At 38.5% G+C, this 22,569-nt stretch carries 18 protein-coding genes and 1 tRNA gene; 9 read left to right on the top strand and 10 right to left on the bottom strand.

The features are described from left to right. Nucleotides 1-12: 12 nt before the first annotated feature. Entirely contained in the window at nt 13-630 is a 618-nt protein-coding gene (locus ACINWC141_RS12210; protein WP_009391597.1) for a TetR/AcrR family transcriptional regulator, read from the bottom strand. Between the two features lie 132 nt (nt 631-762). Here ACINWC141_RS12210 and ACINWC141_RS12205 point away from each other — a divergent pair, with 132 nt between their 5' ends. Together ACINWC141_RS12205 and ACINWC141_RS12200 are read left to right on the top strand one after the other, a co-directional pair. Then, complete coding sequence (locus ACINWC141_RS12205) at nt 763-1,890, top strand: efflux RND transporter periplasmic adaptor subunit (RefSeq protein ID WP_009391599.1); 1,128 nt, start codon at nt 763-765, stop codon at nt 1,888-1,890. Beyond that, nucleotides 1,887-4,931, top strand: a complete 3,045-nt coding sequence (locus ACINWC141_RS12200) for an efflux RND transporter permease subunit (protein WP_009391587.1) — start codon at nt 1,887-1,889, stop codon at nt 4,929-4,931. The genes ACINWC141_RS12205 and ACINWC141_RS12200 overlap by 4 nt, the downstream gene beginning before the upstream one ends. A gap of 454 nt (nt 4,932-5,385) precedes the next feature. Here ACINWC141_RS12200 and ACINWC141_RS12195 read toward each other — a convergent pair whose 3' ends face one another. From ACINWC141_RS12195 to sxtR, 3 genes are all read right to left on the bottom strand, one after another. Then, nucleotides 5,386-6,180: a TauD/TfdA family dioxygenase gene (locus ACINWC141_RS12195; RefSeq protein ID WP_009391613.1), complete on the bottom strand. Its 795-nt coding sequence runs from the start codon at nt 6,178-6,180 to the stop codon at nt 5,386-5,388. A 33-nt stretch (nt 6,181-6,213) separates the two neighbouring features. After that, on the bottom strand, nt 6,214-7,176 hold the full coding sequence (locus ACINWC141_RS12190; RefSeq protein ID WP_009391551.1) for an isocyanide synthase family protein: 963 nt from the start codon (nt 7,174-7,176) through the stop codon (nt 6,214-6,216). Nucleotides 7,177-8,189: 1,013 nt separating this feature from the next. Beyond that, the gene (gene sxtR / locus ACINWC141_RS12185) at nt 8,190-9,089 is read right to left on the bottom strand and encodes a multidrug efflux pump transcriptional activator SxtR (RefSeq protein WP_009391553.1); all 900 of its coding nucleotides are present in this window, start codon (nt 9,087-9,089) and stop codon (nt 8,190-8,192) included. Between the two features lie 140 nt (nt 9,090-9,229). On the opposite strand from sxtR, the gene sxtP reads away from it, so the two are divergent. From sxtP to ACINWC141_RS12165, 4 genes are all read left to right on the top strand, one after another. Next, nucleotides 9,230-10,474: a multidrug efflux MFS transporter SxtP gene (gene sxtP / locus ACINWC141_RS12180; protein WP_009391544.1), complete on the top strand. Its 1,245-nt coding sequence runs from the start codon at nt 9,230-9,232 to the stop codon at nt 10,472-10,474. A 23-nt stretch (nt 10,475-10,497) separates the two neighbouring features. Next, complete coding sequence (locus ACINWC141_RS12175; protein ID WP_009391554.1) at nt 10,498-10,824, top strand: gamma-glutamylcyclotransferase family protein; 327 nt, start codon at nt 10,498-10,500, stop codon at nt 10,822-10,824. Between the two features lie 111 nt (nt 10,825-10,935). Then, nucleotides 10,936-11,011: transfer RNA gene (locus tag ACINWC141_RS12170), tRNA-Thr, on the top strand. 309 nt (nt 11,012-11,320) lie between these two features. Then, on the top strand, nt 11,321-11,704 hold the full coding sequence (locus ACINWC141_RS12165; RefSeq protein ID WP_009391636.1) for a hypothetical protein: 384 nt from the start codon (nt 11,321-11,323) through the stop codon (nt 11,702-11,704). A 544-nt stretch (nt 11,705-12,248) separates the two neighbouring features. On the opposite strand, the gene ACINWC141_RS12160 is transcribed toward ACINWC141_RS12165, so the two are convergent. From ACINWC141_RS12160 to ACINWC141_RS12145, 4 genes are all read right to left on the bottom strand, one after another. Beyond that, nucleotides 12,249-12,671 (bottom strand): GFA family protein, encoded by a 423-nt coding sequence (locus ACINWC141_RS12160; protein WP_009391634.1) that lies wholly within the window; start codon nt 12,669-12,671, stop codon nt 12,249-12,251. Nucleotides 12,672-12,681: 10 nt separating this feature from the next. After that, nucleotides 12,682-13,509: an SAM-dependent methyltransferase gene (locus ACINWC141_RS12155; protein WP_009391558.1), complete on the bottom strand. Its 828-nt coding sequence runs from the start codon at nt 13,507-13,509 to the stop codon at nt 12,682-12,684. Nucleotides 13,510-13,513: 4 nt separating this feature from the next. Further along, nucleotides 13,514-14,812: an FAD-dependent oxidoreductase gene (locus tag ACINWC141_RS12150; protein ID WP_052018275.1), complete on the bottom strand. Its 1,299-nt coding sequence runs from the start codon at nt 14,810-14,812 to the stop codon at nt 13,514-13,516. Between the two features lie 440 nt (nt 14,813-15,252). Then, nucleotides 15,253-16,125, bottom strand: a complete 873-nt coding sequence (locus ACINWC141_RS12145; protein WP_009391545.1) for a pirin family protein — start codon at nt 16,123-16,125, stop codon at nt 15,253-15,255. Nucleotides 16,126-16,402: 277 nt separating this feature from the next. Here ACINWC141_RS12145 and ycaC point away from each other — a divergent pair, with 277 nt between their 5' ends. Together ycaC and ACINWC141_RS12135 are read left to right on the top strand one after the other, a co-directional pair. Continuing rightward, nucleotides 16,403-17,029 carry an isochorismate family cysteine hydrolase YcaC gene (gene ycaC, locus ACINWC141_RS12140; RefSeq protein WP_002052204.1) on the top strand — a complete coding sequence of 209 codons (627 nt, stop codon included), beginning with the start codon at nt 16,403-16,405 and terminating at the stop codon, nt 17,027-17,029. A gap of 20 nt (nt 17,030-17,049) precedes the next feature. Continuing rightward, on the top strand, nt 17,050-18,024 hold the full coding sequence (locus ACINWC141_RS12135) for a LysR substrate-binding domain-containing protein (RefSeq protein ID WP_034678511.1): 975 nt from the start codon (nt 17,050-17,052) through the stop codon (nt 18,022-18,024). Between the two features lie 103 nt (nt 18,025-18,127). On the opposite strand, the gene ACINWC141_RS12130 is transcribed toward ACINWC141_RS12135, so the two are convergent. Both ACINWC141_RS12130 and gabT read right to left on the bottom strand, forming a co-directional pair. Further along, nucleotides 18,128-19,576, bottom strand: coding sequence for an NAD-dependent succinate-semialdehyde dehydrogenase (locus ACINWC141_RS12130; protein ID WP_009391626.1), 1,449 nt, complete (start codon nt 19,574-19,576; stop codon nt 18,128-18,130). Then, a complete protein-coding gene (gene gabT, locus ACINWC141_RS12125) occupies nt 19,573-20,865 on the bottom strand; it encodes a 4-aminobutyrate--2-oxoglutarate transaminase (RefSeq protein ID WP_009391550.1) in 1,293 nt (430 codons plus the stop codon). The genes ACINWC141_RS12130 and gabT overlap by 4 nt, the downstream gene beginning before the upstream one ends. A gap of 155 nt (nt 20,866-21,020) precedes the next feature. On the opposite strand from gabT, the gene pdxR reads away from it, so the two are divergent. Further along, nucleotides 21,021-22,520, top strand: coding sequence for a MocR-like pyridoxine biosynthesis transcription factor PdxR (gene pdxR, locus ACINWC141_RS12120; RefSeq protein ID WP_009391561.1), 1,500 nt, complete (start codon nt 21,021-21,023; stop codon nt 22,518-22,520). Nucleotides 22,521-22,569: the final 49 nt, after the last annotated feature.

Below are 22,569 nucleotides of genomic sequence, written 5' to 3'. Positions count from 1 at the left end.
TCCGATTTGTCTTTAAGCGGGACAAAGCATTTTAGATATAGAAAGCAATGATGCTTCAATCTGCTGTAAATTCAAACCCGCTCTAGCACGAATTCCAATACTATGCACCGCAGAAGTCATTAAGAAAGCTAATGCATCAATATCAATATCACGAGGCAATTCATGATTCTGCCTAGCCACCTCTAAGCAGCGATAAAGTTGTTCATCCATTTCCATTAAGACTTCTTTTAATACAGCCTGAATTTCATTATCAGCTAACGCCTCAGCCATAGCAGTGGATATGACAGCACATCCGCTTAAATTAATATCCTCGTGATATCCGTCCACTTCAATAGCTGTTTTCAAATATCTTAAAATTACATCTGCAAAGGATCTATCCGTATCTTTATGTTCCAATGCTTTACCAAATTCTGTTTGGGCATATTTCTGGAAATAACGCATAGCTTTTATATAAATTGTCCGCTTATCACCTAAACCTGCATAAAGACTGGGACGGTTTAAACCTGTAGCCAAAGCCAAAGTGTCGAGAGAAGTTCCCGAAAATCCACTTTTCCAAAATGCATGTAATGCGCGCTCTAAGACTTGTTCAGGGTCATAAGAACGGGGTCTTCCCCGAGATTTGCTTTCCATTTGATATCTCCTTAAAAAATTATTGACTATTTTATACAAAACAGTACAAAATTCAAATATTTTGCGAAACAGTACAAAAATACTTCTTTGAAAACTTTAGTTATTTAAAATCTCCTTTTAAGGATCCATGCAATGCCTCCAATAGAGTTTAAAAATCAATTGAAATCATTAGAACAAATTATCTATATGATTTTTATAATTTTAATTTTTATAAGTTTTCTCCCTCTAACCGGTTGTAGTAATAAATCCGAGGAAACAGAAAAGGTTATTGCTGTTCAACTCACCACAGCGCATCCTGCTAGTGAACTCGCTAATTTATCTTTTTCCGGAAATATTGTGCCTAGAGTTGAAAGCCAACTCTCTTTTCGAGTAGCAGGTCGAATCATCAAACGTTTAGTAGATACAGGAGCACTCATTACAAAAAATCAAGTCTTAGCCCAGTTAGACGATACCCCTTTTAGACTTAGCATTCAGGAAGCATCTGCTGAGCTGCATCAAGCACAAAGTACTCTCGCAAGAGTACAAAGAGATCTTCAACGTAATCGTAGTCTGGTTGAAATAGGTGCTATTTCACGAGCTGATCTCGACAATCTTGAAAACCTCTATCAGAACACTCGAGCACAGGTAAATGCAGCACAGAGCCGGCTTGACAGGGCAAAAAATGATTTAAGTTATACGATTTTACGCTCCCCAGCAGCAGGAACAATTGCAGAAGTTCAGGCAGAAAGTGGACAAGTTGTCTCGGCTGGCACCCCTATATTTAAACTGGCGCAAAACGGTGAAAATGAAGTACAGATTGATGTTCCAGAAAATCAGATTAATCAACTTAAAATAGGCCAACAGGCCAGCATCAAATTACTTAGCTTATCCGAGCATACTTTTACAGGACGTGTACGTGAAATCGCAACCGTTGCAGACCCTAACAGCCGAACTTATCGTGTGCGAATTTCCATAACCAATTTGCCCGATGTGGCTAAATTAGGTATGTCGGCAACAGTCCATTTTTTAAACAGCAATGTAAATCAGGAAATTATTTTACCTATTAGTGCCCTGTTTCAAAAAGGACAACAAACTGCTGTTTGGGTACTCCCTCCAGGTGCCAAAAATCTACAACTTCGACCGGTCGTACTGAGCAAAATTAATACTGAAAACATTACTGTAGCCAAAGGAATTCAGGCTGGTGAACGAATTGTTACGGCCGGAGTACACCGTTTGGATAGCAAGATATCTGTAAAAGCATGGGATGGTAGGTTGCCATGAAAGGATTTAACTTATCCAGTTGGGGACTCCAGCATCGAACATTAATTATCTTTGCAATGTTACTTTCTCTGCTTTTAGGTACTGTAGCTTATTTTAAATTAGGGCGTGCCGAAGATCCTAATTTAACCATAAAAGTCATGACAATAGATGTAAATTGGCCAGGCGCTACAACACGAGATTTAGAACAGCAGGTTGTCGAAAAAATTCAGCGCACGCTTCAGGAAGTACCTAATTACGATTATGTACAAAGTTATGTACGTCCAGGTCAGGCAACTATCTTTCTAGTTTTGAAAGACTGGACTCGTAAAAGCCAAATTGAAGAAAGCTGGTATCAAGCGCGTAAGCGAGTAAACGATATACGGCAAAATTTACCTAGCGATATTCAGGGTCCTTTTTTTAATGATGACTTTGGGGATACGTTTGGATCTATTTATGCTTTTCATGCTGATGGATATGATGATGTACAGATGAAGCAGGTACTTCTTTCTACAAGAGATCATCTTCTTGAAGTTCCTGATGTATCAAAAGTCATTTTGCTTGGGGTACAAGAACCACGCTTTTATATTGAATTCAATTATGCAAAGTTAGCTCAACTGAATATTTCACCCTTAGACTTGGTCAATGAATTGCAAAAACAAAATGCGGTTGAGCCAGCAGGAACTTTTGAAGGTCCTCATGCCCGTATATATGCTCGTGTTGATGGAGATGTAAAAACCGTACAAGACTTAAAAAATATCGTAGTTCAAGTCGGAACACACAATATTCATTTAGGGGATGTTGCTTATATTAATAAAGGATTTATCGATCCGCCACAAATGTCCATGAGACGAAATGGAAAACGTGTTACTGGCCTTGCTGTTTCAATGACAGAAAAAGGCGATATTCTTACTTTAGGCAAACATCTGGACCAAAGTATTAAAGAGGTTCAAGAGTCCTTACCTGCTGGTATGACTATTGAAAAAATAGTAGATCAACCCAGTCTTGTTGAGCATTCGGTTAACGAATTTCTTGGACATTTTATTCTGGCATTAGGCATTGTTTTAGCAGTCAGTTTATTTGCTTTAGGTGTACGGACGGGAATTGTTGTCGCTTTATCTGTGCCACTAGTTTTGGGGATAACCTTTTTCTTTATGTGGCGTTTAGATATTAATTTACAAAGGATTTCACTAGGGGCGCTTATTATTGCCTTGGGCTTGTTAGTCGATGACGCGATTATTGCTGTTGAAATGATGCAAGTCAAAATGGAAGAAGGTCTGGACCGTTTTAAAGCTGCCAGTTTCGCCTGGAGTAGTACAGCTTTTCCAATGCTAACAGGTACTTTAATTACAGCAGCTGGCTTTGTCCCAGTTGGCTTTGCGTTATCTTCAACAAGTGAATTTACCGGATCAATTTTTTGGGTCGTTGGGATTTCCTTAATTGTTTCATGGTTGGTAGCAGTTTTATTTACACCCTTTTTAGGCACAATTTTACTTCCCAAGGTAAAACCCCATGAGTCCCACTCCACACAAAATTCCTATAGAGATAAATATTCACAATGGTTTAGTCGTAAAATTGCATGGTGCGTCAAAAAAAGAAAATGGGTTTTACTGGCCACTGTTCTCAGCTTTGTTTTATCTTTAGTTGCTTTTCAATTCGTTCCTAAACAATTTTTTCCCGATTCACCGCGTGAAGAAATTTTAATTGATGTACAGCTCGAAGAAGGAGCTAGCTATACGGCAACTTTAAATGCAACGAAACAGGTTGAAGAATTACTTTCCAGCGATCAACGAGTCCGGGATTACACAGCTTATGTGGGAAGTGGCTCTCCCCGTTTTTATTTATCTCTTGATCCGGAAACACCTAAAAATAATTATGCCCAGCTAATTGCTTATCCAAAAGACATTAAACAAGTGAGTCAGTTAACTTCTGATTTGCATAATCGTCTTACTCAACAATTTCCGCATATTCGCACACGAGTTTACCGCTTAGAGTTAGGCCCTACTGTTGGTTACCCAGTACAATTTAGGGTTCGCGGTAAAGACCCAGAAAAAGTTCGCGAAATTGCTGCCGAGGTTCGTGACATTATGCGTCAGCATCCAAATGTACGCGATGTCAATTTTCAATGGAATGAACGCAGTAAAGCGATCAGATTTATTATTGATCAGGAACGTGCCCGTAGTTTGGGAATCAGTTCGCAAGATATTTCCCGTACCTTACAAATGTTATTAAGTGGCTATACGGTCACCCAAGTTCGGGAAGGCATAGAGTTAATTGATGTTGTAGCAAGAGCAAAAGCAGATAATCGGCTTGATACAGCTCAAATGAGCCAAATTACGATTCGTGCATCAAATGGAAAAAATATTCCTCTCGATCAAGTTGCCGAACTTAGACCCGTATTAGAAGAAGGTGGAATCTGGATACGTAATCGCTTACCAACTCTCAGTGTTCGTGCCGATGTAAATGATGCTCAAGCGCCAGATGTTTCAAAGCAAATTGAATCGAAGTTAAATGACCTGCGTCAAAAGTTACCTATTGGCTACAGTATTGAAACTGGTGGAACAATTGAAGAAAGTGCTAAAGCAGATGCAGCTATTCAATCTGTTATGCCTGTTATGTTCTTACTGTGGGTAATATTCCTGATGTTACAGCTACAAAGCTTTAGTCGCATGTTTATGGTGGTATTAACAGCACCACTTGGCATGATCGGAGTAAGCCTGGCCTTATTAATTACCCGTGCTCCTTTCGGTTTTGTTGCAACATTAGGGGTAATTGCCCTAGCGGGTATGATTATGCGTAATTCGGTGATTTTGGTTGATCAGATAGATAGAAATATTTCTACTGGTCAAACGCCAGAACAGGCGATTATTCAAGCTACTGTAGGACGTACTCGTCCTGTTCTATTAACAGCTTTGGCTGCAATTTTAGCAATGATTCCCCTGACACTTTCCACATTATGGGGTCCAATGGCAATTGCAATTATGGGTGGTTTAGCAGTCGCAACGATACTTACTCTATTCTTTGTTCCAGCACTCTATGCTGCTTGGTTTAGAGTGAAAAGCTAAATTTATTTAGATCGATAGAACTAAAAATTTATAGCTTAAAAGCACAAATAGATTTTTCTATTTGTGCTTTTTTATTCTTTATAAAATGATTTTTTTATCTATTAGGGGTGGTTCTGACAACAATTTTTTTATTTAAAATTACTCTTTATTCAAATTTTTATGAGAATAAAAGGATTCAGTTAAACTAGATAAGCAGCTAAGAAAATTTTTAGATTTTTTAACTCTACGTCACTTCAAAAATGAGACAAAAGCATTTAGGGAAAGAGTCCCAATATACTAGGCCCTCATGTAATTCTGGCTAGGATTCCACCTACGAATTTCATTTGAGCTAAAATATTTGAGCAATCTAGGCAATGATTCTGCTGATAAGCAGAATCACCACCCACTCAATGAAAAAAGTGTCGTAATAACTTCAGCTGAAGCACTTGATCCGTTAACACTTTCTATCGATTAGTTACAGGATATGGACACGTTTTAAATGTCGATTCACATTACCCTCAACTTTTGCACGGCCATGTAATACTGAATTGTTATCAATCAACATGTAATCGCCACTGACCCACTGATGTTGGTACATATATTTAGGGTCATATAAAATCTCTGTAATTGACTGAACAGTTTCTTGTGATTCTATTGGTTGATGATTTAGATCTTTAATGGAGAGTTGCACAGGATTCACTTCCTGATTATCTTCATTTTCGATTTCAATAAACCGGATAACTGAATGACCTTTATGAGGATGGTTTTCGATGAGGTTTACATCAATTGAGCCACCATAATGTGCTTTCTTTTCAGTCGAATAAGATAGCTTAATATTCTTCCAGTCTTCTAATTGGCTAGAAGGAATGTCCTTCAAAATACGTGTGGTATCAACAAAAAGTGTTTCTCCACCTCGCCCATCTTCTGAGGATACCGTACACTGAAAAGCATTAATTCTTGGAGTTTGTTTCGCAAAAGCTCCATCCCAATGCAATTCAACCCGACCTTTTGAGAAAATATGGTTTTTAGGATCTTGTTCCATTTTCACATTGAGTAAAGCACCAAACTCCCAATACATCAGCTTGCCCAATGACTCGCAAAAGTTAATATATTGTGGATCTGGTAATGCTTTAAATCCACGAAATACTAAAACTTTATATTGAGACAACAAGTTATTTAAAACGTCGGCACCGATCTCATTAATATTGTCATAATCACCCGATGCCGTTATTAATGCTCCAAATGGAGATAAATCTTTTATACTAAACATTATTCAAATCTCTAAATATAAAACTATATTTACTTACATTTCTTGTTGGTTATTACGCAAATAATGGCTAGCTTTTCCATCTTTAAAGATCAATAAAGCATTTTCTTCTTCTGCTTTGTGTCGTGGAACCAAAGTAAATCCATCATCATCTTGTATAACGACCGAATGCCAAGGTGTACGCCAATTGTCATCCGAGTCCATCAAAAATATTCCAATTTTTTCTGAAACTCGGGGTTGTGGATGAATACTAAGACGAACCGAATTGGGGAATTGCTCCTTCAATAAATTAGTCCATGCATTACTTCTTTGAATTACCCGGTAAGCATTCATACGAGCTACATTTAATATCTGGTTTTTTGACCAACCTTTGAATTCATTAAGACCTGAAAAATCCTCAGTCAAAAAGCGACAAATCCCACGATACATTTCAGCTGCTGGTTTTTCTTGCTTACATCGGTGTTTTAAGCTTAGTAATGACTCTCCATATTGAACCATCAACTCTTCACGCAGTGTGCTATATTCTGGTATATCTTGAAAAACATCATCTAAATCAAAGTAATCAATATTATCTGCATAAGGTTTTCCCACTCTCTCTATAAGATCATATTTATAAGAAGATATGGCCTCATCCGGGATTCGTACGAGTTCAGCAAAAACCCTTCCATCAGAACAAATCGTTAACTTTGCTCCAGGTGCATAAATATTTTTTATTTTTTCACATAATTTATTCAATGTTGCTAAAGCTAATTCCTCACCTTTATCAGGGAAAATATCTAAAGTTTTTTTCCTATTTGGTGATTTAGCTGGAAAAGCAGGTAAAATCATATGAATAGGTTGTTTATTTTTGACAAAATTCAATACTTTTTGAATATGTAAAAAAGCTTCTTCTTGAAAGTTCTCTTGCTCTGAGTCATTTGCTAATAAACGGCGCTTATGAAAAATTAATTTTACGATCTGCTCAGCTAACATTAAATCATTATTTAAAATTTGTTCCACAACAAAAACCCTTATTTCCTTTATACATTTATCAATTAGACTTATTTTTAAGCCTTGATTTAGATTTTCAATATTACTTTATAGATAAATTTAATTTAGTTCATTTAAATCTCTCTCCAACAATAACTTCTATAGCAATTACTCCTATTTCTATAATGACATCAATATTTTTATTCTATGCGACAAGACCTTAATGAAATTTAGACTAGTCAATCAGGTTTACAAGAATTTTATAATATTAAATATGGCCTACCTGCCTTAAATTGGGATTCAATATCTCTTCATCACATTTTTTCAAAAAATATAAACCATATTTACAATAATTTAACTCCAAATTTTTAGAGTTCCTAAATCGTTATAAATATAAATTTAAAATTCTATAACATTAACCAACCAATACATCAATTAAATAATTACCGGCTATTGAACCAACAATAACAACGTATTCATTAGATATGACTTTCATTATTTCATCCTGATTATAAAATTCTTATTTATATTAAGTTTCATTAATTATTCACAAGTGTAGCATTTACTCTAATTTAAATCCATGTACTCAAATTGAATAAACTTTATTTGTAATAATTATTACTATTCAGTTTAATTTAAAATTGAAAATAAGAAAAAATTAGTGCCGCAACAATTAATTAAAACATCGATAGAGGTATAAATACATTTTTCTTATTATTAAATTTTATAAAAAACACAGTAAGCCTTTGCTTAAATTTAAATTATAAAAAATTCCTAACAATTGATTAATTGTTCATAATTAAGAATAAATTTAAATTACCAATTAATTTATTACTAAAACTAATATAAAAATTTTACTGAATTTCCAACACTATTAAGTTTTTATAAATTCTATTAAAAAATAAAATAATAATTTTTATGATTTGTAGATAAAAATCTTTATTCATAAGCCTATTTTTCAGCCAAAATTAAAAAATTTTTATATAAGCCAAGAACTATAGGTAGTTATATAGTAAATAAGCTTTAGTCTCTTATTATAGTATTTAATTAAAATGGCGAATATCTTGTACCACACTGGCAAAATTAATCGCCATTTGTGAAGGGTTATGTTTTTTATAAGCTAGCCCTAAACCCACCGTAGGTACAGGTGCTTTCAAAGAACGATAAGCCACGCCCTGTATTTGCAATTGTTTGGTCGACTCGGGTACCAAAGACACCCCCAAATTTGCAGACACCAATGATAAAATCGACACAATTTGTGGGGCATTTTGTCCAATTTTAGGTTCAAAACCCCGCTCATGACAGGCTTGTTTAATCGCATCAAAAAGCCCTGCACTAATGGAAGGTGGCGAGACAATAAAATCAAGCTCTCGTAGCGCAGTTAAATCAATTTCTGATGATGTATCGTTGAGTTGAAAAGACTCGGAAGGCAAAGCTGCAATGAGTGGTTCCGCTAATAATTCTTGAATAATTAAACTGTCTGGAATGTGGCGAGGCGAGCGAATAATCGCGACATCTAAACAATCTTCAAGCAGCAAATCGATGAGAAGTAAGGTGTTGGCTTCTTCAAGTTTAAGATTCACTTTAGGATATTGCTGCTGGAAATAGCGAACGCATTTAGGAATTAGAGGGTTCAACATTGAAGTGCCTGTAAAGCCTAATCGTAATTGACCTACTTCACCATTTGCCACCTGTTTGACCAAGTTAGCGGCATCTTCTACCCGCTGCTGTACAGGCTGAATCGCATTTAAAAAGGCCAACCCTGCTTCAGTCAGTTCCACTCCATGCGGAGAACGAATAAATAAATCTGCGCCCAGCTCTTCTTCTAAGTCTCGTATTTGCATACTTAAAGGCGGCTGACTCATATTTAAACGATGCGCCGCTCTGGTAAAGTTTTTTTCTTCTGCTACCGCTAAAAAGTAGCGTATATGTCTTAGTTCCATCGTTATATATAAAACATATCATGACCCATTGTTAAATATATTAGAAAAATACCTCCTAAATTGCTAATTTTTATTTATCGAATTTTCTCGATGCAGCACCGCTCTATAGCACTGCACTTCTTTTCTGTCATGGTCATGATATGAGCTCTTCATCTACACCCAGTACCTTAAGCACTGAGGCAACTTCTGTTCTTTCCCGCGAATGGATTCACAAAGGGACCAAAGCCTATAAGCATGCAGGATTCGCTTTATTCCTCGTAGGCTTTGCCAGTTTCTCTCTGATTTATTGCGTACAACCGCTCCTGCCAGCTTTTAGCCAAAGCTTCCAGATTAGCCCTGCGAGCAGCTCCCTTGCCCTGTCTTTAACAACTGCCTTTTTAGCGATTTCAATTGTTCTATCTAGTGCTTTTTCACAGGCAATTGGTCGTCGTGGCGTGATCTTCAGCTCAATGCTGTGTGCAGCTATTCTTAATATTGTGGCCATGTTTACGCCTAACTGGCACAGCTTACTCATAGCTCGAGCACTAGAGGGTCTATTACTCGGCGGTGTACCAGCCGTAACCATGGCTTGGATTGCCGAAGAAATCGCACCTGAACACTTGGGTAAAACCATGGGTTTATACATTGCAGGTACAGCCTTTGGTGGCATGATGGGTCGTGTCGGCATGGGTATTTTGATTGAATATTTTTCATGGCGCACAGCCTTAGGCTTACTTGGGGCAATCTGTTTTATTTGCTCAATTGCCTTTTTAAATTTACTTCCTGCTTCGCGTAATTTCGTCCAGAAAAAAGGTTTGAATTTAGATTTTCACCTGCAAATGTGGCGGACCCATTTAAGTAATTTCAAATTACTACGCCTATTTGCCATTGGTTTCTTGCTCACGAGTGTGTTTGTTACCTTGTTTAACTACGCCACTTTCCGTTTAAGCGGAGCACCTTATTCACTGAGTCAGACTCAAATTAGCCTTATTTTCTTGTCGTATAGCTTCGGTATGGTGTCTTCATCGTTAGCAGGCAGCTTAGCTGATCGCTTCGGCAAAAAAACCATGATGATGAGTGGCTTTGCCTTAATGATTGTGGGTAGCCTTATGACACTGCTCACCTCTTTGTTCGGCATTATTATTGGTATTGCATTTATTACCACGGGTTTCTTTATTACTCACTCACTTACCAGTAGTTCCGTTGGTGCTGAAAGCAAACAAGCTAAAGCCCACGCCAGTTCACTCTACTTACTTTTTTACTATATGGGTTCGAGTATTGTTGGCTCAGCGGGCGGATGGTTCTGGTTACACGGCGGCTGGAGTGCGATTGTAGGTTTAACCGTTGGACTGTCGTTACTTGGAATATTTTTAGTCATTTACACATCACACGCAAAAGCTCATTAATTTTTTAATTAAAGGAAAATCACATGTCGAGTTTATTTGTTTATGGCACTTTAGGCCCAGGTCGTCCTAATGCACATATACTTGAAAATATTGGCGGACAATGGACAGAAGGTTGGGTAAACGGAACCTTGCGTAATGAAGGTTGGGGCGCGGATTTAGGCTATCCGGGAATCGTGCTCGACAATAAGGCCAATCAAGTTCAAGGTTTTGTTTTTAGCTCAGAGCATTTAAATGCAAACTGGAAATTACTAGATGACTTTGAAGGCGAACAATACGAAAGAGTACCTGTACAGGTCACTTTAAATAGTGGCGAACGTGTTGATTCTTTTATTTATGTATTGAAGTCTTAAATTATTTCTAGAGCTTAACCACACGAGCATTTAAAAATTGATAGAAAAAATTTAAGTGATCATTTTTTGGCTTGTAATTTTTTTAAGAAACTGTAAAATTCACTCCACGTTGCCGGCATAGCTCAGTTGGTAGAGCAACTGACTTGTAATCAGTAGGTCCACAGTTCGAATCCGTGTGCCGGCACCATCATTAAACCTCATGAATACTTGATTTATGGGGTTTTTTGTTGTCTATAATTTTAGGCATAGTATATTCATCATATTTTGTAGGAATATACTTACCTCAAAATTTATTATAAATATAAACTTAAAAATAATTTTCTAAAGCAAATTTATTATTTTAAAACTAAATATGATGCTGCTAATTTATTAAAAAATATAAGATTAAAATAAGAAATATTAAAAAGATACGATTATAATGCGCCACCAAATAAGGTCATATGAATAAGACCTATTTTATAAACTTTAATTCATTAAGATACCAACAAGGAAAAATATGAAACTTCATTTTATTTTACCTGCTTTATTTCTAACATTACCTTTAACAACATATGCTCAGGACACTAAATCTCAAGCTCAGATGCAAACTACTGCAAATCCACCAATTTGCTTAATTGAGGGGACTCCTTCAGCAGAGCACTATAAATCTATTAAACGTATTAAAGCCGCAAAAGGAACCTATGGTGGTTTTGAAGAAGTAAAACCTAAATTAGCTAACGTTGCCCGTAAATATGGTGCAGATGTGGTGATTAATTACCATCAAAGCCAAAGATTTGGTTTCTGGCCGTGGCGTATTGTTCGCCCAGTACTCACAGGAACAGCCGTAAAGTGGAATACGCCAGTTGATTGTGCAGCCTTAGGTGGAAAAGAAATTCGTTAATAGAAAATGAAAAAAGCCCAGCATCCTGTTGGGCTTTTTTCGTATTTCGTTACTAGGTACACTTCCTGTAATACCTCACGTCCTGATGCTTAAACTTATTATTGTTGTTTTACGTTTCGGAACTTCCTGTTCCTGATGAGTTCATCATAGGCAATTCGTGAGGTCATAAAAAGAAGTCATTTCCCTGAATATATGTAAGAAAAAGCGTACATAGTGCTTTCAAATTTAAGACTTGATTTGCCTATATCTGAAAATAAAAAACGAAAATATGAATTCATGAAGAAGTTCAATTCATCAATTAAATAAGAACACGCTATAATGAATTTATTACTTTATTTCTAAAATATATTTAAAAATAACAAGGAACGAGATGTTTACTTTGCCATCAAATATTTTCCAGCCTTTAGTGATCATACTGGCATGCCTAATTATTGTTGTAAGTAAAATGCCTCAGCTAAAATTTAGAAAAACTATATTATTCTTAGCCCATGGCAGTCTTACTTTAATCTGTGCTTTGGCAATATTTGGCTTCTTTAATTAAGCCTTATTTCTTGCTCTTCTCTATCATTTTTTCAAAGTGTCTAAGGTTTGGGTTCAGCGTATCCCAAGCATAGGCTTGGCTCACAAACACCTCTGCTCTAGGCTGATAGAGACTTGGGTCATCAAGCGTACCTGCACGTATTGAAATCATTTCAGGGGCAATTTCAGGTAAGCCAAAAAGCTGAGAACCACAAGTCGGGCAAAATGCCCGTTTAATAGGTCGGCCAGAAGATCCTAAAGTCTCAAAATATTTAAGTTCACCATTCACTTTCAATTCAGATTGGTGAAAAAAAGCAATTGGTGCATATGCTGAACCTGTTGCCTTCTGGCAATCTCGACAATGGCAATTAAAGCTATAACGTGGCTCCGCTTCGCTTTGATAGCTCACAGCTCCACATAAACACGATCCTTGATATTTGGCTGACATGGCTCATCCTCTATTTTTTTATTGCTATGATTTGAATATAACGTACATATCCATTTTGGTAGAGTTGTTGGCATAACTTTGCAGTCATTTGAATTTTAAAATTTGCCAATCCTCGGCTTTGCTTTTGTCCTTGTTGATTTTGAATATATTGCGAAAAACCGAGTAATACTTGCTCAGATAAATCTTCAATTTGAATATCTATAAAACCCTGTTGTTCCAAAGTCGTTCTTAATATTTTTTCAGTCGGTACTGCATCCCAAGCGACATCCGCTGCTTTGAGTAAATAACGATGCTTTTGTTCTTGTAAGACGGTCATGTTTTGACATGAGTCGGCACGCATGAGGTAATGAAAACCTAATCGACCTTTTGAATTTAAAACTGGCGTAACTGAATCTAGAAATGAATTTAAATGGCTGTGATAAGCGGCATCGATACACAGCACGACATCGAAGTATTGTTTAAATTCAAATTGTTTTAAATTTAAAAATGAACTGCAGAAAACTTGATTGATTTCTGGGATAAATTTTTGAATTTTATTAACACATTGGGCTTGTAATTCAACTGCACTGAGGCTTTTAGGCTGATAATACTGTAACCAATGCAATAAACTTGCGCCCTGTCCGCAGCCTAAATCTAAGAGATGATCTTTTGAATTTAAATTAACAGCTTGTGCCAAATGGTCAGCCAATTGGCAACAAGCTTCACGGTAATTTTGGGTATTTTGCCAAAAACCCAAATTTGTCCAAGCAAGCTCTTTATCATCCCCCAAGCTTGATGCATCAATTGCATATTTATGAGGAATAAGTCGAGAGAGAGCTGCTCGAACTTTTGTTTTCACAATTTTAATAGCCGAGTTCTGGGGCAACTTCAACCTTAGGTTTTAAACCTACAAATGGTAAAGGCGCACCTAATATTTCAGCGATATGCATCGCAGAAGTGACTGCTGACTCTAAAATTGGTAAGCCATCGCATGACCATGAACCGCAGTAAAATACTTTACGGTTTAAGTCTAAATGGCGTTGTTGCAATTCTTTATTTAGAGCAACTGTTTGTGAGTCAACGACTGCACGCGTTAATGTCACTTTTGAAATGACTTTTTTAGGGTCAATATCAGTCACTGGACGCCAAGTCTGGAATACTGGATTTTTACCCACAAGCGTAGGTTCAACCGCATTCATCCATACTGTAAATTGTTGACGTGTGAACTTACGATCCATCATATAGCTCAGCACTGACCAGTCTTTACGACGTGGCGGCATGACTGTTGCATCTGTATGAATAACAAGATCACCTTGCTCAAAACGGAATTGCTTAAGCAGATTCATATCTTCAGCAAATTGTTCAGGGTTTAAAAACTCATCAATCTTAGAGGTTGGTGTTGCAACAATCACTCGATCAAATAAGTTCTGTTCACCTTGGCTGTTTTCAACCAGTACCTTTTCGCCTTGTAATTCAACTTTTTTAATCGCTGACCCGCTATGGATGTCGATATCTTTAATTAAGCTGTCTACAAATGCAGGTGTACCGCCTTTCATACGTAATAGCATATCGCCATCAGTTAAGTGACGTAAAAACTCAAGTAGATTTTTTGCAGGCCACTCGCCAATTGTTTTTGGGTTACACGTACAAATGGTATATAGCACTGGCATTACTACACCATGCCAGAATACTTCTTCTATATCGTTCTGATTAATAAATTCAGCGAGAGTAATGTCTTGATTTTTAGATTTGAAAAACTGGTGGATTGCAGTTTTTAATTGCAACATCCCTTTTACAAGACGCCAGCCATATTGCTGAATGCCTTTACGGTTATTGATAATCGGGAAATTACCAATACGGCTACGAGATGTGGTTAACCATGTTTCAGTACGGTCTTCAAATAACCAGCTACATGACATATAAGTACGAACCGGAAAGGTTTTAATACCTAAATGAGCAGCAAGGCTGAGTGTATTTTTCCACAAATGTGGATTCATCACACGCAATGGCGCATCAATAATTCCACCGTCGAACTCAATACTATGGCTATCCATTCCTCGGCCAGGAAGTGCTTCAAATATCGTGATCGTATGTCCTGCATCTTTCAGAATTCTTGCTGCCGCAAGACCTGCCATTCCACTGCCAATAATTGCGATATTCAAAATGATGTCCCATTTTTCGAGAATTTTTTTGATTATCACTCATACCCTAAAAAAACACCGTATTAAAAACTACCAGATTTTTATTTTTTGCATCAATTTATATTGAAAATATTTAACTGCCCCATAAGCTGTTTTTTTATATTTTTTTACAAAAATAGACAACCATATAAAAACTTATATTTTTTATAAATTTAAAAAAAATCTTTTAAATAAAATGAGATAATTTAACTGCATTTATATCATTTGTTTTACAACTATCTTTTTTTGAGATATTATGGAACCACAATAATGAGAACCAAATCACACAAAACAATGCCGAAACAACAATGAGAGCCATCATAAAAACAGAACCTTTACAGCGAAAAAGCCCGCTATTCACACTTGATAGCGGGCTTTTTATTACTTTGCTTTAGGAGGTTAATTAAATGCTATTCAGCAATTTATCCTTCTTGCATGATCGAACCGAATTTTCCACGATTAAAATCATTAATCGCTTCCATAATTTCAGTTTTGGTATTCATCACGAATGGACCATAACCTTCAATTGGCTCATTAAGCGGTTGACCAGTTAACACCAAGAATTTAGTGTCTTCTTCGGCATTTAAACTAAACTCAACACCCTCTCGAGATAAAATCGCAACGGTTTTACCTTCAAGACGGTTTGAGTCATTAACCACAACTGCACCATCTAATACCACCACAAGCGTGGTGTGACCTTCAGGTACATAAAGGGTATGTTTTTGGCCTTTAACCAATTTGCCATCCCATACATTTAATGGACTAAATGTCGTTGCTGCACCTTGTGCTTCTGCATATTCACCTGCAATAACGCGCAAATGACTACCATGCTCGTCTAATACAATGTCTGGAATATCTTTCGCTTCAATCGCTTGGTATTTTCCAGGCGTCATTTTTGAATGAGCGGGTAAATTTACCCACAATTGCACCATTTCAAAAAGACCACCATGCTCTGCAAATTCAGGCGAATGGAACTCTTCATGTAACACGCCTGCGCCCGCAGTCATCCATTGCACGTCACCAGTTTTAATGGTTCCGCCGCCACCGCTTGAGTCTTTATGAGTTACTTCACCTTGGTAGGCGATGGTCACTGTCTCAAAGCCACGGTGTGGATGTGAGCCTACACCTTGCTGCTCGGTTGTTGGTGAGAAGGTATAAGGCGCTGCATAATCCAGTAGCAAAAATGGGCTTAGGGTTTGGCCTAAACGGTCATAAGAGAACAGGTTATATACAGGGAAACCATCACCCACCCAATGCATGTGGTTATTTTGATATGCACCAAGAAATTTCTTCATCTGATCTCTCCTATATATGTAGGATTTTCTTGAACTGAGATTGATTTTACGCCTCAATAATTGCAGTTTATAGATCAGGATTAGCAACACATTATTTCATCTATGAGACAATCTTAGAATTTGATGTGTTGTCTGAAAGATCGTCCTATTTTTAAAATTCTTAATCCTATTTTTTAGACTTAATCACGATATAAAACTCAATTAGCATAATTTTAGGCAATAACGACCTACTCAATAATTTTTGATTATTTATTTTGATAACATGAGGAAATAAAAAATGGCTCAAGATTACGTGCGTTTAGACAAGGATAATGCTGCGGTTCTTTTAGTTGACCATCAAGCAGGTTTACTTTCTTTAGTTCGAGATATCGACCCAGATAAATTTAAAAACAATGTATTAGCACTTGCTGATGCTGCCAAATATTTCAATTTACCGACTATTCTTACGACAAGTTTTGAAAACGGTCCAAATGGTCCTTTAGTTCCAGAATTAAAAGAACTTTTCCCAGATGCACCATTTATTCCACGTCCTGGTCAAATCAACGCTTGGGACAATGAAGACTTCGTAAAAGCTGTAAAAGCGACAGGTAAAAAACAACTGATTATTGCAGGTGTAGTGACTGAGGTTTGTGTGGCATTCCCAGCTTTATCTGCCCTCGCAGAAGGTTTTGAAGTGTTTGTGATTACTGATGCTTCTGGTACTTTCAATGAATTAACGCGTGATGCTGCTTGGGACCGTATGTCTAAAGCAGGTGCTCAGCTGATGACTTGGTTTGGGATGGCGTGTGAGTTACACCGTGACTGGCGTAATGATGTGGAAGGTCTAGGTGCACTCTTCTCAAATCATATTCCTGATTATCGCAACCTGATGACCAGCTATAGTTTTAATACATCGCAAAAATAAGCTGAATTGCTAAGATTAGAGTGCTTAAGCGCTCTAATCTTAAATTTAAATGGATTGATCTGACATTGATAAGTTCTTTTGATGACTTTTATTATTTCTATTTAGTCGTAAAACACGGCGGCTTTAGTGCGGCCAGTGATGCTGAAAATATTAGTAAATCTAAGCTCAGTCGACGCATTATTGACCTTGAAAATAAATTTAACGTGAGCCTGATTCAAAGAACAACCCGCCATTTTAAAGTGACCGATTTGGGCCAAGAGTTTTATGAAGAATGCTGCAAAGTTATTGCGCAAGTTGAATGCGCAGAAAACGTGTTATTAAAACAAAAAAGTGAGCCTCAAGGATTAGTCAAAATTAGTTGCCCGCCTCTGATGATGCATTTTCAAATTAGAAAAATCTTAAATCAGTTTTTAAAAACCTATCCTAAAGTTGAAATCGCACTTGAGCTTACAAGCCGTCGGGTGGATATTTTGCATGATGACATCGATCTCGCGATTCGGACTAACTTTGAACCGAATGAAGATTCGAATTTAATTGTTCGTGATGTGATTAAAACCGACCACTGTCTAGTGGCTTCACCTGAATTATTACAAGGCCGAGTAATCCAAAATTACTCCGAACTACAAGATTTCCCAAGTATTAGTTTAGGCACTCAAAAGCAAAATCCTATTTGGCATTTATGCAATATTCGTAATGGTGAAACAGTCGATGTACCTTATCAACCACGAATAAAAAGTAATGACTTGGCAGGCGTTTACTATGCTGTCATGGATGGTTTAGGCATTGCCGATCTTCCTTTTTTAACTGTCGAATCTGAAATTCGTAAAGGTACACTCGTTCATATTCTTCCTGACTGGAAATCGAATATTGGTACGTTGCAATTGGTGTATGTTTCGAGAAAAGGCCAACGGCTGGTGGTCGAAAAACTCATTGAAACACTGATTAATGAGTTAAGACGTTTACCCGAAAGTCACGATGGATATCTATCGCCTTAAAATAAAAAACCGGTCATGAATGGGCATGACCGGTTTTTGTGAAACATCACATACAGCATGACTGCATGTTTTCGTTCAGAACAAAACGTACTCGCTTTATTCCTTACTCAGATAAGTCTACGCAGAGGTATTTCATTTCGACATATTCTTCGATGCCGAATTTTGATCCTTCACGACCTAGACCTGACTGTTTTACGCCACCAAACGGAGCAACTTCGTTTGAAATCGCGCCCGTGTTAATGCCGACCATACCGTACTCAAGTGCTTCACCCACTCGCCATTGACGAGCTGTGCTTTGAGTAAACAAATAAGCAGCTAAACCGAACTCTGTATCGTTCGCCATCGCCACTGCTTCATCTTCAGTTTTAAAGCGGAACAGTGGTGCAAGCGGACCAAAAGTTTCTTCTTTAGATACTTTCATGTCTTGCGTTACGCCAGTTAGCACAGTCGGTTCAAAGAATGTACCGCCAAGTGCCGAGCGTTGACCACCAATACGAACTGTCGCGCCTTTCTCGGTTGCATCTGCAATATGAGACTGAACTTTTGCAATCGCATCTTCATCAATTAAAGGCCCTTGAGTTGAACCTTCTTGACGTCCGTCACCCACTTTAAGCTTAGACACAGCTTCAACCAGACGCTCTGCCAATGCATCGTAAATTCCGTCTTGAACATAAATACGGTTAGCGCAAACACAGGTCTGACCGCTGTTGCGATATTTACTTGCCATAATGCCCTGAACTGCTTGTTCAAGATTAGCGTCGTCAAATACCACAACAGGTGCATTACCACCAAGTTCAAGTGAAAGCTTTTTAATAGTTGGCGCACATTGTTGCATCAAGATACGGCCAACTTGGGTTGAACCTGTAAAGCTGAGCTTACGAACAATATCGCTTTCGCATAGGGTTTTACCCACTTCAACCGCATCACCACTAATGTTAATTAAAACATCAGCTGGTAAGCCTGCCTGTAACGCCAATACTTCAAGTGCGTAAGCTGTTAACGGTGTTTGTTCTGCTGGTTTAACCAACATTGAACAACCCGCAGCAATCGCTGGACCTGCTTTACGCGTAATCATGGCAGCTGGGAAGTTCCACGGCGTAATCGCAGCAGTAACGCCAATCGCTTGTTTAATCACGAGCAAACGTTGATTTGGCAAAGTAGGTGTTAAGACTTCACCATCAACACGGCGGGCTTGCTCGGCAAACCAGCGAATAAATGATGCTGCATAACCAATTTCACCACGTGCTTCTGCTAATGGCTTACCTTGCTCAGCTGTTAAGATTTGAGCCAGATTTTCTTTGTGCTCAAGCATGAGGTTGTACCATGCCAATAACACATCAGCACGAGCCAAGGCAGTTTGCTTTTTCCAAGCAGCTTGCGCTTTTGCTGAACGATTAATTGCGGCTTCAACCCCTGCATGGTCATAGGTTTTTACCCATGCCAAAGTTTCACCCGTAGCAGCATCATTAACTTCGATATAGTCATTTGATGCAGGTGCTTCTAATGAAATATCAGGATGTTTTAATAAATACTGCAAATTATTTTGAATCATGCAGATTGCTCCATTGCTTTTGCACTACCGGCTTTGAGTGTCGCAAAACCTTGTTTCAAGATATCAAGACCTTGACGGAATTGCTCAGCAGGAATGGTTAATGGATATAAGAAACGAATTACATTACCGTATTTACCACAAGTAAGAAGTAACAACCCGTTTTCCATTGCATAGTTTTGTACAACTTTTGCTTGTTCAGCCGTTTCAAGCTCTACTGCAACCATTGAACCTAATGCACGAATATCAGTAACCACATTGCCTGTTGCTTGTTGAATATCTTTAAGGCTAGCAACCAACTCTGCACCTAGTTCATTTGCACGGTCGCATAAGTTTTCTTCTTCAATCGCATCAATAACCGCGTGTGCAGCAGCAACCGCAATTGGGCTACCTGCGTAAGTACCGCCTAGTCCACCTGGGTTTGGTGCATCCATCACTTCTGCACGGCCAACAACACCTGAAATTGGGAAGCCGCCGCCCAAGCTTTTCGCCATGGTGATGAGGTCTGCTTTAGTCTCGAAATGGTTCATTGCGAACAATTTACCAGTACGGGCAAAACCAGATTGCACTTCGTCAGCAACCAATAAAATACCGTGCTTGTCACAAATTGAACGTAAACGTTTTAAGAATTCAGCTGGTACAACATGAAAGCCACCCTCACCTTGTACTGGCTCAAGCACAATTGCTGCAACATCATGTGGTGCAATATCTTCACTAAAAATATCTTCAACGCTTTCAATTGCCGCATCTACTGAAATACCTTTAGCAGGCACAGGGTAACGTGCGTGGAACACACCAGCTGGCATAACACCGAAATCACGTTTGTAAGGCGCTGTTTTACCAGTCATTGCCATGGTCATGAAGGAACGACCGTGGAAACCATTACCAAAAGTGATAATGCCGTGACGACCCGTATAACAACGAGCAATCTTCACCGCATTTTCAACTGCTTCTGCACCTGTTGTGAAAAAAGCTGATTTCGCAGGACCTGCAATTGGCGCGCGCTCATTAATACGCTCGGCTAAAGCTACATAGCTTTCGTATGGTGTTACTTGATAGGCAGTATGAGTAAATTTAGTGAGTTGCTCAGTCACCGCTGCAATGACTTTAGGGTGGCGATGGCCTGTATTTAAAACCGCAATACCACCAGCAAAGTCGATAAATTGGTTGCCTTCCTTGTCCCAAAGCGTCGCGTTTTCAGCTTTTTCCGCATACCACTGACACATCACACCGACACCACGTGGAGTTGCTTGCTGTTTACGTGCGTTAAGTGCAGAATGTTGATTATCCATTTGATTCCCTCATATTTTCATCATCAGTTGCAGCTTTGGTTTTTGCATCCTGTGCTTAATTTTCAGGGTGCTTTACAACGACTGCCTATGCATGTAATTTCGCTCGTCTGATGGCAACTGACGAGAGCCACTTTTTAACTGTAGGAGAGAGCCAATTGCGTAGTTTACTTGGAGATCATTTGCTACAACGACTCCAACAGGACACTGAAGGGAAACTACATCAACGCCTTTTTCGTTGCCTGCGGGGTGCCATTATTGATGGAGTCATCCAGCCCAAGACTCGTCTACCTGCGTCACGCGACTTAGCCAGTGAAATTCATGTTTCAAGAAATACGGTGCTCACTGCCTATGAACAACTACAGGCTGAAGGTTATTTAGAGGCTCGTACAGGCCATGGCACATGGGTTGCCGAAAAATTACCAGAGAGTTTTTTAAATACACAAAACAAAAAAAAGACTGTTTCAAGTCCAAAAATTCAAAACTCTTATGCGCTCTCACAGCGTGGCTCAAACTTATTAGGCTATGCAGCAGCCTCGCCCCATCAATGGGGAGCTTTTGTACCGGGAGCACCCGATGTTACTGAGTTTCCACATCATATTTTTAGTCGTATTCAAGCACGCTTAAGCCGCGAACCCGACATTAACCGCCTTATTTACAGCAATGCGGGTGGCTGTATTGAACTCCGGAGTGCGTTGGCAGACTACTTACGTGTTGCACGATCAGTTCAGTGTGATGCTGACCAGATTATTATTACCGAAGGTATTCACCAGGCGATTGACTTAGTTTCGCGTGCGCTTAGTGATATTGGTGATCGTGTCTGGATTGAAGATCCAGGCTATTGGGGAATGCGCAACACTTTACGTATTAATGGCGTAGATATTCAACCCATGCCAGTCGATGCCGAAGGCATTATTCCCGAAGAAAATCCAGTTAAACCACCTAAACTCATTTTTGTCACGCCATCACACCAATATCCACTAGGTTCGCATTTAAGCCTAGATCGTCGACGCAAACTGATTGAGATTGCTCGCCAGCACAATAGCTGGATTGTAGAAGATGATTACGACAGTGAGTTCCGTTTCTCGGGCCAGCCGTATCCATCTTTACAAGGTCTAGAAAATGATGCGCCTGTGTTGTACATGGGTACATTTAGCAAAACCATTTATCCATCTTTAAGAATTGGTTATTTGGTGGTGCCTAAGCCGCTCTTTTCACCTCTACGTATTGTGTCGGCCGAACTCTATCGCGGTGGACATTTACTTGAACAAAAAGCCCTAGCTGAGTTTATTCGTGAAGGTCATTACGAAGCGCATATTCGTCGTATGCGTTTACTTTATGGTAAGAGACGCGATTACTTAGTCAGTCTGATTAAACGTTATCTTGGCCCCGAATTTATTCATGAATATGATGAAGCGGCAGGATTACACTTAGTTTTAAAACTACCGAACTCTTGCGACGATGTTGCGATTGCAGCCACAGCACTTGAACGAGGCGTTAAAGTTCGTCCACTTTCTCAGTACTACATGCAGTCACATGCACATGCAGAGCGCGGACTGCTGATGGGTTTTGCCTGCGTAAATGAAAAAGACATGGTGATGGCTTTTGGCGTCTTACTCCAGTGCTTACGTGAAGCAGGCGTACAAACGCTTAATTGATTTTTTTGTTGTTTTTAATCAAAAAAAGAGCCTCACAATGAGACTCTTT

It is taken from the genome of Acinetobacter sp. WC-141, assembly GCF_000313935.1.
Lineage (GTDB): Bacteria > Pseudomonadota > Gammaproteobacteria > Pseudomonadales > Moraxellaceae > Acinetobacter.
This window is presented reverse-complemented; position numbering and strand designations above follow the sequence as displayed.

What these genes read in the sequence shown, in the direction of transcription:
- ACINWC141_RS12210 (WP_009391597.1), bottom strand. Translation starts at nt 630, where the DNA reads ATGGAAAGCAAATCTCGGGGAAGACCCCGTTCTTATGACCCTGAACAA.
- ACINWC141_RS12205 (WP_009391599.1), top strand. Translation starts at nt 763, where the DNA reads ATGCCTCCAATAGAGTTTAAAAATCAATTGAAATCATTAGAACAAATT.
- ACINWC141_RS12200 (WP_009391587.1), top strand. Translation starts at nt 1,887, where the DNA reads ATGAAAGGATTTAACTTATCCAGTTGGGGACTCCAGCATCGAACATTA.
- ACINWC141_RS12195 (WP_009391613.1), bottom strand. Translation starts at nt 6,180, where the DNA reads ATGTTTAGTATAAAAGATTTATCTCCATTTGGAGCATTAATAACGGCA.
- sxtR (WP_009391553.1), bottom strand. Translation starts at nt 9,089, where the DNA reads ATGGAACTAAGACATATACGCTACTTTTTAGCGGTAGCAGAAGAAAAA.
- sxtP (WP_009391544.1), top strand. Translation starts at nt 9,230, where the DNA reads ATGAGCTCTTCATCTACACCCAGTACCTTAAGCACTGAGGCAACTTCT.
- ACINWC141_RS12175 (WP_009391554.1), top strand. Translation starts at nt 10,498, where the DNA reads ATGTCGAGTTTATTTGTTTATGGCACTTTAGGCCCAGGTCGTCCTAAT.
- ACINWC141_RS12165 (WP_009391636.1), top strand. Translation starts at nt 11,321, where the DNA reads ATGAAACTTCATTTTATTTTACCTGCTTTATTTCTAACATTACCTTTA.
- ACINWC141_RS12160 (WP_009391634.1), bottom strand. Translation starts at nt 12,671, where the DNA reads ATGTCAGCCAAATATCAAGGATCGTGTTTATGTGGAGCTGTGAGCTAT.
- ACINWC141_RS12145 (WP_009391545.1), bottom strand. Translation starts at nt 16,125, where the DNA reads ATGAAGAAATTTCTTGGTGCATATCAAAATAACCACATGCATTGGGTG.
- ycaC (WP_002052204.1), top strand. Translation starts at nt 16,403, where the DNA reads ATGGCTCAAGATTACGTGCGTTTAGACAAGGATAATGCTGCGGTTCTT.
- ACINWC141_RS12130 (WP_009391626.1), bottom strand. Translation starts at nt 19,576, where the DNA reads ATGATTCAAAATAATTTGCAGTATTTATTAAAACATCCTGATATTTCA.
- gabT (WP_009391550.1), bottom strand. Translation starts at nt 20,865, where the DNA reads ATGGATAATCAACATTCTGCACTTAACGCACGTAAACAGCAAGCAACT.